Annotated in this window: 7 protein-coding genes; 5 read left to right on the top strand and 2 right to left on the bottom strand. The window is 74.4% G+C overall.

Going from position 1 to position 10,410, the window contains the following annotated elements:
- Positions 1-144: 144 nt before the first annotated feature.
- On the bottom strand, positions 145-1,590 hold the full coding sequence (locus tag AB0M46_RS36360; protein ID WP_363343737.1) for a bis-aminopropyl spermidine synthase family protein: 1,446 nt from the start codon (positions 1,588-1,590) through the stop codon (positions 145-147).
- A gap of 339 nt (positions 1,591-1,929) precedes the next feature.
- On the opposite strand from AB0M46_RS36360, the gene AB0M46_RS36355 reads away from it, so the two are divergent.
- The gene (locus tag AB0M46_RS36355) at positions 1,930-3,993 is read left to right on the top strand and encodes a M4 family metallopeptidase (RefSeq protein WP_363343735.1); all 2,064 of its coding nucleotides are present in this window, start codon (positions 1,930-1,932) and stop codon (positions 3,991-3,993) included.
- 58 nt (positions 3,994-4,051) lie between these two features.
- On the opposite strand, the gene AB0M46_RS36350 is transcribed toward AB0M46_RS36355, so the two are convergent.
- The gene (locus AB0M46_RS36350) at positions 4,052-4,432 is read right to left on the bottom strand and encodes a PPOX class F420-dependent oxidoreductase (RefSeq protein WP_363343733.1); all 381 of its coding nucleotides are present in this window, start codon (positions 4,430-4,432) and stop codon (positions 4,052-4,054) included.
- 76 nt (positions 4,433-4,508) lie between these two features.
- On the opposite strand from AB0M46_RS36350, the gene AB0M46_RS36345 reads away from it, so the two are divergent.
- The 4 genes from AB0M46_RS36345 (at position 4,509) to AB0M46_RS36330 (ending at position 10,297) form a co-directional block, all read left to right on the top strand.
- Complete coding sequence (locus tag AB0M46_RS36345) at positions 4,509-7,832, top strand: BTAD domain-containing putative transcriptional regulator (protein ID WP_363343731.1); 3,324 nt, start codon at positions 4,509-4,511, stop codon at positions 7,830-7,832.
- A gap of 124 nt (positions 7,833-7,956) precedes the next feature.
- A complete protein-coding gene (locus AB0M46_RS36340) occupies positions 7,957-8,484 on the top strand; it encodes a hypothetical protein (RefSeq protein ID WP_363343729.1) in 528 nt (175 codons plus the stop codon).
- 50 nt (positions 8,485-8,534) lie between these two features.
- Positions 8,535-9,638, top strand: a complete 1,104-nt coding sequence (locus tag AB0M46_RS36335) for a histidine kinase (protein WP_363343727.1) — start codon at positions 8,535-8,537, stop codon at positions 9,636-9,638.
- Positions 9,635-10,297: a response regulator transcription factor gene (locus AB0M46_RS36330; RefSeq protein WP_363343725.1), complete on the top strand. Its 663-nt coding sequence runs from the start codon at positions 9,635-9,637 to the stop codon at positions 10,295-10,297. Before AB0M46_RS36335 ends, AB0M46_RS36330 begins: the two co-directional genes overlap by 4 nt.
- Positions 10,298-10,410 lie beyond the last annotated feature (113 nt).

Below are 10,410 nucleotides of genomic sequence, written 5' to 3'. Positions count from 1 at the left end.
GGCGCGGGCGCAAGGCGCGAGGCGCTGGCGCGGGCGCAAGGCGCGAGACGCGGGCGCGGGCACGAGACGCGGGCGCAAGGCACGAGACGCGGGCGCGGGCACGAGACGCGGACAAAAACCGCAGGCCCGCGGCGCGGACGCGGGTCAGAGCGCCAGCAGGCGGGCGATCGCGTGGCGGGGCAGGTCGAGCAGGCGGGCGTCGAGGTGGTCCGGGCCGATCGCCGCATCCGCGCGGGCCTGCGCCTCCACCCGCGACAGGGAAGGATCGGCCCGCAGGAGGGCCTCCCGCAGCACGTTGCCGAGCTTGCCGTGGGCGTGGGTCAGCAGCCACTCGGCCGCGGCCGGACCCCCCGAGCGGCGCACCGCCTCAACGGTCGCCTCGCGCGGGCCCGGGTGGCTGCGCCGCAGCCGCAGGTCGTACTTCGCCGCGACCAGCGAACGCAGGGCGACCTGGGCGGGCTCGTCGCGCAGGTCCGGATGGTTGTTCGGCACCAGGAGGCGCACGGACGGCGCGTTGAGGGCGAGGAGTACCCGGGCGAGCCAGGGGCCGGGGTCGGCGGAGAGATCGACCGTGACCTCCTCGGCGTGGAGCGGCCCCCCGCCCAGGATCCGGGCCGGCCCGGTCCGCGCCGCGCCCTCCAGCGACTGGCTGCCGTGGGTGTAGATGTTGGCCGCGCCGGCCAGCCGGTCCAGGCGCCGGTCCAGGATCTGCCAGGCGTGCGGGGTGGGGCGGCAGACGTACAGGTCGCTGGCGCTGCCCACGGCCTGGGCGCCGTGGTAGCGGTTGAAGGCCGGCAGCATCGCCTCGATGACGAGGTCCAGGTCGAGCACCGCGCGCTGGACCTTGAGGCCCAGCGCCGGGGTGAGCGGGCTGAAGCCGTAGGCCATGACCAGCCGCCCGTTGTCCCGGTCGCGCAGCGCCTGCGCGCCGCGGCCGAGGAAGAGCTGCACACCCTCCGGGGTGTACGGCGGATCGGTGAAGATCAGGTCGGCGCTCCCGGCCACCGCCGGCGGCAGGCCGAAGCGCAGGTCGGCGTGCAGGCATGCGATGCCGGCCCGCTGGGCGTCGATGTAGGCCAGGAGGCGCTCGTCGACGTCGACCACGGTGATGGCCACGTCCGGGCAGGCGCGGCGCACGGCGAGGGAGGTCAGGTCGTGGTCGCCGATGCAGACCAGGCGGGCGCCGGCCAGGTCGTAGGTGGTGGCGAGCCACTCGGCCCGGCGCTGGGCGGTGTCGGCGGTCGCCGAGACGTGGTCGAGCTCGCGGTCCGCGGCGGGGGCGCCGGCGATCAGCTCGGCCATGCCGGTGACCCGCGGGCGGTGCTCCAGCGCCGACAGGGAGAAGCATTCGCGGTACGCCTGGCGCACCGGCTCCCGCAGCGAGAACCGCCCGGCGTCGCGGTCGAGGTCGGTGCCGGCCGCGCGCAGGAGCGCCTCGGCGGTGCGGCGCGGGACGGCGAAGTCGCGGACGAGGTCCTCCAGGGTGGCGGGGCCCTCGACCAGCCGGGCGACGACCTCACGCAACCGGCGGCCCGCAATACCTGATGCCGAGACGACGGCGGCGACCGCCCCGAGCGACTCGGCTTCCACGTGCGCACCCTAACATTGACGCGAATGCCAGTGAAAAGTAGACAAGGAGTAGCGACATTTGGGCCCGTTGATCTACGGAGCGCGAGATTTCTGGCATGTTTCAGCCCCTCAAGTACAGGGTGGGGGCGAGGGTCTCCCTGAGGGCATCGACCCTTGTCCAAGTCTTCCTCGATGTGTGATCGTCCTCGCATCGCTGCGAGTCGATGAAGACGGCAGGCCGGCACCACGGCGCGCGCGCCGGCCATCCAGACGCTTCGACGAGCGCGTGTCTCCACTGGTTCCGGCGCACCCCGTCACACATTCCCCGGTGGGGCGCGTCGTTGCTGAAAGAAGGCACCCTTGAAGCTCTCTCCACGGTTCGCTACAGCGGCCGGCGTGTTCGCGGTCGGGCTGGTAACAGCCGGCACCGCCGCGGCAGTGCAAGCGTCAGCGTCACCCCCATCACCGGCCCCGGGCCTCGAGGTCTCCAACGCCACCGCCGCACGATCGGTCGACTCGTTCGTCAAGAGCAAGCCGAGCGTGCTGCAGCCCAGCTCCGACGAGGCCTACGTGCAGAAGTCGGTCACGGCGTCGGGCAGCGCGAAGTACATCGCGTACGAGCGCACCTACAAGGGCCTGCAGGTCCGCGGCGGCGACTTCGTCGTCGTCACCGACAAGGCCGGCGCGACCAGGTACACGTCGGTGGCGCAGACCAAGGCGATCGGCAGCCTCTCGACCACGCCCTCGATCAGCGCGTCGGCGGCCGAGGCGATCGCTCGCCAGCAGTTGACCACCGTCAAGAACGTCGAGGGCACGCAGCTGGTCGTGTACACCCTCGACGGGGCGGCCAAGCTGGCGTACGAGACCACGCTCAACGGTTTCGGCAAGGAAGGCATCAGCCGTCTCAGCGTGGACGTCGACGCCAAGACCGGCGCGCTGCTCGGCACCACCGAGCACGTCGTGGACGGCACCGGCACGGGCTGGAGCAACGGCTCGGTCACGCTGAACACGACCCACTCGGGCACGACGTACAGCATGAAGGACCCGACCATCACGAGTCTTTCCTGCCAGAACGCGGCGAACAACACCACGTTCTCCGGCCCCGACGACGTGTGGGGCAACGGCTCCGGCACCGACCGGGAGACCGGCTGCGTCGACGCGCTCTACGTGGCGCAGACCGAGATCTCGATGCTGTCCTCGTGGCTCGGCCGCAACTCGTTCGACGGCAGCGGTGGCGCCTGGCCGCTGCGCGTGGGCCTCGCCGACGAAAACGCGTACTACGACGGCACCCAGGTCCAGATCGGGCACAACTCCGCCAACCAGTGGATCGCCTCGGCCGACGTGGTCGGCCACGAGAACGGCCACGGTATCGACGATCACACGCCGGGCGGTATCTCTGGTGGCAACACCCAGGAGTTCGTCGCGGACACGTTCGGCGCGGCCACCGAGTGGTTCGCGAACAACCCGAACGACCCGCCGGACTTCCTGGTCGGCGAGCAGATCAACCTCGTCGGCAGCGGCCCGATCCGCAACATGTACAACCCGTCGGCCCTCGGCGACGACAACTGCTACTCCAGCAGCATCCCGTCGGAGGAGGTGCACGCGGCCGCCGGCCCCGGCAACCACTGGTTCTACCTGCTGTCGCAGGGCACCAGCGGCAACGGCCAGCCGGCCAGCTCCACCTGCAACAACAGCACGGTGACGGGCCTCGGCATCCAGACCGCGATCAAGATCATGTACAACGCGATGCTCATGAAGACGTCGTCGTCGTCGTACCTGAAGTACCGCACCTGGACGCTGACCGCGGCGAAGAACCTGTTCCCGGGCAGCTGCACCGAGTTCAACACGGTCAAGGCCGCGTGGGACGCGGTGTCGGTGCCGGCCCAGTCGGCCGACCCGACCTGCACCGGTGGCACCACGCCGCCGCCCACCTCGTCGAGCCCGCCGTCCTCGCCGCCGACCGGCGGCTGCTCGGGCCAGAAGCTGGCCAACCCCGGCTTCGAGTCCGGTACCTCCTCGTGGGCCGGCAACACCGGCACCATCGGGCAGTGGGCCGCCTCGGGCCAGGCCGCGCACGGCGGCACGTACAGCGCCTGGCTCGACGGCTACGGCAGCACCCACACCGAGGCGATCAACCAATCGGTGACCATCCCGGCCGGATGTAACGCGACGCTCACGTTCTACGTGCACGTCGACTCGGCCGAGACGACCACCACGGTCCAGTACGACAAGCTGACCATCACGGCCGGCACGACCACACTGGGCACGCTGTCCAACCTCAACAAGGGCTCCGGCTACCAGCTCAAGAGCTTCAGCCTGAACGCCTTCGCGGGCCAGACGGTGAACATCAAGTTCAGCGGCACCGAGGACTCCTCGCTGCAGACCTCGTTCGTCATCGACGACACGGCCGTCACGCTGAGCTAGCACCACCGCACGTCGGAGGGGCCCGGGTCGCGCGTCGCCCGGGCCCTTTCCGTGCGCGTCAGACGGCGACCGCGATCCCGATCACCGGCGGCCGGCGCAGGCGCAGCACGCGGGTGAAGAAGTTCCCGGCCCGGGACATGAAGTACTTGCGGGCGATGTACTCCCGCGCCCGGGCGGTGCCGGCCTCGTCGAGCAGCCGGGCGGTGCCGGTGGCGGTGGGGGCGCCCGGCGCGATCTTCCCGCGGACGTTGCACACGGTCACGCCGACCCGGCTGTCGTTGCGGATGCGCCGGACCTTCCAGGCATCGGCGCCGGACACGATGAACAGCTCCCCGTCGTGCACCGCGTGCCACACGGGGGTGGCGACGGTGGTGCCGTTCTTGCGATAGGTGGTCAGGCTGACGTAGCTCGCCCGCCCAAAGTCCTCGAGGACGCTCATATACTCAGCGTACGTCGCGGAAGATCATCGCCCGTTCGGCTGGTCGCCCCCGGCCGAACGGATCGGCCTCAACGGCGTGGCCTCCCTCGAAACCGGCGCCTGCCCGTACGCTCAGCCCGGCGCCCATTCCGCGGCGCGCACGATCAGGGGAGGGTCCCGCATCCTGGAGTTCCGCATCCTCGGCCCGCTCGAGGTCGACGGGCCCGCCGGCCCGGTCGACACCGGCACCCCGAAGCAGCGGGCCGTGCTCGCCATGCTGGCCGTCCAGCCCGGCCGCATCGTCTCCGTGCAGCGGCTCATCGACGAGCTGTGGGCCGAGGAGCCGCCCGAGCGCGCCATCTCCTCGTTGCAGGCCTACGTCTCGCGGCTGCGCCGGGCCCTGGAGCCGGACCGCACCTCGCGCGACCGCTCCGCCGTGCTGGTCAGCCGCGCCCCGGGCTACCTGCTGCAGGTGCCGGCCGAGTCGGTGGACGCGGCCCGGTTCGCCGCGGCGGTCGAGCGCGCCTCGGCGGACCTGGCCGCCGACCCGTCCGCCGCGCTGCACATCCTGGCCGCGGCCCTGGAGCTGTGGCGGGGCGATCCGCTGCCGGAGCTCGGCGACTCGCCCCTGGCCCGGGCCGAGCGGGGCCGCCTGGTGGAGCTGCGCCTGAGCGCGGTCGAGCGGCACGCCGAGGCGCTGCTGTCCCTCGGCCGCGCTTCCGAGGTGGTGTACCGCACGGAGACCGCCCTCGCCGAGGCGCCCTACCGCGAACGGCTCTGGGCCCTGCTCATGCTGGCCCTGTACCGCAGCGGCCGGCAGGCCGACGCGATGGCCGCCTACGCGCGCGCCCGCACCGGGCTGATCGACGAGCTGGGCATCGAGCCCGGCCCGGAGCTGCAGCAGCTGGCGGGCGACATCCTGCGCCAGGCCTCGCACCTGTCCGCCCCCGCCCCCTCCCAGCCTGCCACCGCCTCTTCGGCCGCCGCCCCGTCGGTCACCATTCCTTCAACCACCACTCCTTCGACAACCACCCCTTCGGCCGCCGCCGACATTCCGGAAATGTCCGGCGCGCAGTCCCCCGTCCCGGACATTGCCGAGGTGCCCGAAGGGCTCGTGGGGCGCGACGAGGAGCTGCGGACCGTGGACCGGCTGCTCGCCGAGGTGGCCGCCGGGCGGGGCCGCCTGCTGCTCGTCTCCGGCAGCCCCGGCATCGGCAAGTCCGCCCTCCTGCGCGAGGTCGCCACCCGCGCGCACGGCCGGGCCCTGGTCGGCACCGGCACCGGCGTGGACGGGGAGGCGCCGCCGGTCTTCCTGCCGTGGGCCCAGATCCTGCGCGAAATCGCCGCGGCCGAGGGCGCCGCCGAGGCGCTGGCCGCGGCGTTCGCCCCGTACGGCAACCTGCCCGCCGTGCTCGACCCCACGCTGGGCGACACGCTGCCGCTGCCGGCCGCCGAGCGCCTCAGCGATCCGGAGATGGCCCGGTCCCGGCTCTTCCAGGGCATCGTCGACGGCCTGGGCCGGCTCGCCGCCCACGCGCCGCTGGTCCTCGTCCTCGACGACGCGCACTGGCTCGACGCCCCCTCCACGGTGCTGCTGACGATGTTCGCCAAGGCGCTGCGGCGCAGCCGGGTGCTGCTGGCCGTCGGGTACCGCGAGGCCGAACTCGCCCCCGAGGCGCCCCTGGCCGGCGTCCTGGCCGAGCTGGTCGCCGACCCCGCCGCGCAACGCCTGCCGCTGGCCGGCCTCGGCGTCGAGGCCATCGCGGCGCTCGCCCGCTCGGTCACCGGCGGGGACGTGCCGGCGGAGACGGTCGAGATGCTCGCCGACCGCACCGGCGGCAACCCGTTCTTCGTGGTCGAGCTGCTGCGGGTGCTCGTGGCCGAGCGCACCCTGTCGCCCGAGCACGTGCCGGTGCGCGTCCAGGAGGTGGTCCGCCGCCGCCTGGCCAAGCTCCCCGGTCAGGTCAACGCGGTGCTCGCGGTCGCGTCGGTGCTGGGGCGCGATGTCGCCGTACCGGTGCTGCGGGAAGTCGTGCAGATCGACGAGCTGGACCTGTTCGACACGCTCGACACGGCCGTGGTCGCCGGGCTGCTGACCGCCACCGACGACCCCGGCCTGCTGCGGTTCTCGCACGACCTGGTGCGCCAGACCGCCTATCTGGACCAGGGGCCGCTGCGCCGGGCCCGGCTGCACGCCCGGGCCGCCCAGGCGCTGCGCGACACCGGCCTGGGCACGGCCGCCACGCTGGCCGGGCACCTGCGCGAGGCGCTGCCGGTGCTGACGCCCTACGACGTGGCCCCCGCGCTGGCCCTGGCCGCCCGCGAGGCCTACGAGCGCACCGCGCACGAGCAGGCCGCGGCGCTGCTGCAGGAGGCCCTCGGCCTGCTGCACCGCGCGCCGGCCGGGGAGCGGCGCGACGTCGCCGAGCTCGACCTGCGCATCCGGCTCGCCTACATGCGCCAGGCCACGGACGGCTACCTCGCCTCCGGCGTCGCCGAGGAGTACGCCGCGATGGAGCCGCTGCTGCTGCGGCTGCGCGGCCGGCCGGTGCTGGACGTGCTGCCGGCGCTGTGGGGGTACGCCAGCTTCCACACCGCCGCGGGTGACGTGCAGCGCGCCGTCGCGATCGCCCGCTCGCCCGCCGCGCAAGGGGCCGACGACCCGTGGGCGGCGCTGGTGGCCGAGGTGCACGAGGGCCACGCCGCGCTGACCGTGCTCGACCTGCCCCGCGCGCACCAGTGCTTCACCACGGCCCTCGCCGCGCTGCCCGGCGGCGAGCAGCCGATCTTCCCCATCGTCAACTGGGACCCGATCATCGGCGCGCACGCGCCGGCCGCCATCGCCTCCGGGCTGCTCGGCGACGACGCCGCGGCCCAGGCGCACCTGCGCGCGGCCCGGGAGCGGGCGGCCCGGGTCGGCGAGCTGTTCCTGGACATGTACGTCGCGCACTTCGTGGCGGTCGTGGCCGCGGACCGCGACGATCCCGGTGCGGCGGCCGAGGCCGCCCGCGCCACCCTGGCGCTGGCGGAGCGGGGTGGGCACGCGGAGTACCGCAGCCTGGCAAGTCTGGTCCTGGGCTGGGCGGAGGTGCGCACTGGCGGGCCGGACGGTCTCGCCCGGATGGCCGCCGCCCGCGAGCACCTGGGCCCGGCGATGCGGCGCTTCGGCCGGCTCGAGGCGCTCTACGCCGACGCGCTGCTCACCCTGGACCGGCGCGCGGAGGCGGCCGAGGTGGCGGGCGCGGCGCTGGAGCTGGGGCTGCCCGGGCAGAGCGGGTTCTCCGAGCCCGACCTGCGCCGCATCCGCGCCCTCGCGCTGGGCGACACCGGCGGCGCCCGCGCGGCACTGGAGCGCGCCCGGGCGCTGGGGCACGCCTACGCCACCGCGCGGGCCGAGGCCGCCGTCAGCGCGCTGGAGTAGCCAGCACCCGCTCGTAGACCGACAGGGCGAGCCGGCGTACGCGCCGAGATCTCCACCCGCTGACGCACCGGTTTCCACCCGTGGGTGGCGGTGCCGGAAGGGCCCGATCCCTAGCGTCTTCGGCATGAACCTCACCACCGCGCTGATCGTCCTCGCCGTCATCGTCCTGCTCATGATCCGCCGGTACGCCGGCGAGCCGCTCGAGGCCCGGCGCCTGGTCGTGCCGCCGCTGATCCTGATCGCGCTCGGCGGCCTCGCCCTGTCGAAGATCGACTTCACGGCCGCCGGCCACCACGCGGTGATCGACGGCGTGGTGCTCGGCGCCAGCGCGCTCGTCGCCGTCCTCGGCGGCATCGTGCGCGGCCTGACCGTGAAGGTCTTCGTGCAGCACGGCCACGTGTGGTACCGCTACACGCTCCTCACCATCGCGATCTGGGCCGGCCTGATCGTGCTGCGCATCGGCCAGTCGCTGGCCGGCCACGCGCTCGGCGCCGACTCCGACGTGCTGTCCGCCGGTGTGGCCTTGGTCGCGGGCCTGAGCTTCCTCGGCGAGGCCGCGATCGTCGGCCGCCGGGCGATCGCCACCGGCGCCCCCTTCGCCCCGCGCGGCGCGCGCAAGGCGGCCCGGTCGGGCGCCGGCCTCGGCCAGTGACCGCCGGGGCGGCCGCTGCGGCGATGCCCCAGACTGAGGGGATGTACCACGTGACCGACCGTCAGATCGCGCGCTGGCGCCAGCTGCGCAGCGTCATCTTCCTGGTGATCCTGACGGTCGCGATCTTCCAGGACGAGCCCCGGCCGGGCCTCTCCGGCCGGGGCCTGGCCCTGCTCGCGGGCGTGGCCGTCGGCGCGGCGGCCTGGCTCGCGATGACCGTCCGCCTCGGCCCGCGGCTGCAGCCGTGGGCCACCGGCATCTGCATGGCGACCGGCGTCTTCATGACCGCGGCCCGCCCGGGCGGCTACGGCGCCTGCTACGCCCTCGCCGCCGTGGTCACCGCCACCGCCTCGCTGCCGCTCGTCCAGGCGGCGATCCAGACCGGCGTGGCCACCGCCGCGCTCGCCGTCACCCACGCGCTGGTCGGCACCCCGCTGGAGGCCATCGTCATCTGGGCCGGCGCCCTGCTGGTGATCCTGCTGCTCGGCACCATCCGGCGCGAGCGCGAGGCGCGGGCCGAGCAGGACAAGGCCCTGGCCGGCGAGCAGGCGCGCACTGCCGCCCTGGCCGAGCGGGCCCGCCTGGCCCGCGAGATCCACGACGTGCTGGCCCACTCGCTGTCGGCCCTGTCGGTGCAGCTGGAGACCGCCGCCGCGCTGCTGGAGCGCGACCGCGCGGCCGACGCCGCCGTCATCGTGGACAAGGCCGGGCGCCTGGCCCGCGACGGCCTCACCGAGACGCGCCGGGCGGTCAGCGCGCTGCGCGGCGACCCGGTCCCGCTGCCCGAGCTGGTCGGCGAGCTCGCCGCCGGCTACCGCACCGACCTGGACGCCCCGGCGACGTTCGCCGTCGACGGCGACCCGCGCGAGCTGACCCCGGAGGCCGGCCTGGCCCTCTTCCGCGGCGCGCAGGAGGCCCTGACCAACGTGCGCAAGCACGCACCGGGCAGCGCCGTGCAGCTGCGGCTGGAGTACCTGCCCGAGGCGGTCCGCCTGACCGTGCGCAACCACGGCCCGGCCGGCCCGCCCACCACCGGGCTGTCCTCCGGCTACGGCCTGACCGGCCTGCGCGAGCGGGCGGAGCTCGCCGGCGGCACGGTCGAGGCCGGGCCGTACGCCGACGGGTGGCTGGTGGATGTGAAGATGCCCGCATGACGATCCGGGTAGTCGTGGCCGACGACCAGACCGCCGTCCGCGAGGGCCTCGCCGTGATGCTGGGCCTGCTCGACGACGTGGAGGTGGTCGGCGAGGCGGCCGACGGCGAGCAGGCGCTGGATCTCGTGGCCCGCGAGCACCCGGACGTCGTCCTGATGGACCTGCGCATGCCCCGGCGCGACGGGGTCGAGGCGACGGGCCTCATCCGCGCCCGGCACCCGCAGACCCGCGTCGTCGTGCTGACCACGTACGCCGACGACGAACACATCCTGGCCGCGCTGCGGGCGGGGGCGCTGGGGTACCTCACCAAGGACGCCGGCCGCGTCCAGATCGCCCAGGCCGTGCGCGCCGCCGCGGCCGGGCAGTCGGTGCTGGACGCCCAGGTGCAGCAGCGCCTCCTGGCCGCCGCCGTGCAGGCCCAGCCGCCGGCCCCCACTCCGGTCGCCGGGGCGGGTCCCCTGCCCGACGGCCTGACCGCGCGGGAGGCGGAGGTGCTCGGCCTGATCGCCGAGGGCCTGTCCAACCGCGAGATCGCCGAGCGCCTGTTCGTCACCGAGGTCACGGTCAAGTCGCACGTGAACCGCCTCTTCGCCAAGACCGGCGTCCGCGACCGCGCCCAGGCCGTGCGCTACGCCTACGAGCACGGCCTCGCGTCCTGATCGGCCCTTCCCTTCGCCGCACGGGCCGGGCCCGAGCACGGCCTCGAGGCCTTCCCGCCAGCTCAGTGCGGCACCTCGCCCGCGGGCCGGGCCCCAGCACGGCCTCGCGTCCT

The sequence above is a fragment of the Dactylosporangium sp. NPDC051485 genome, assembly GCF_040682015.1.
Classification (GTDB): Bacteria; Actinomycetota; Actinomycetes; order Mycobacteriales; family Micromonosporaceae; genus Dactylosporangium.
This window is presented reverse-complemented; position numbering and strand designations above follow the sequence as displayed.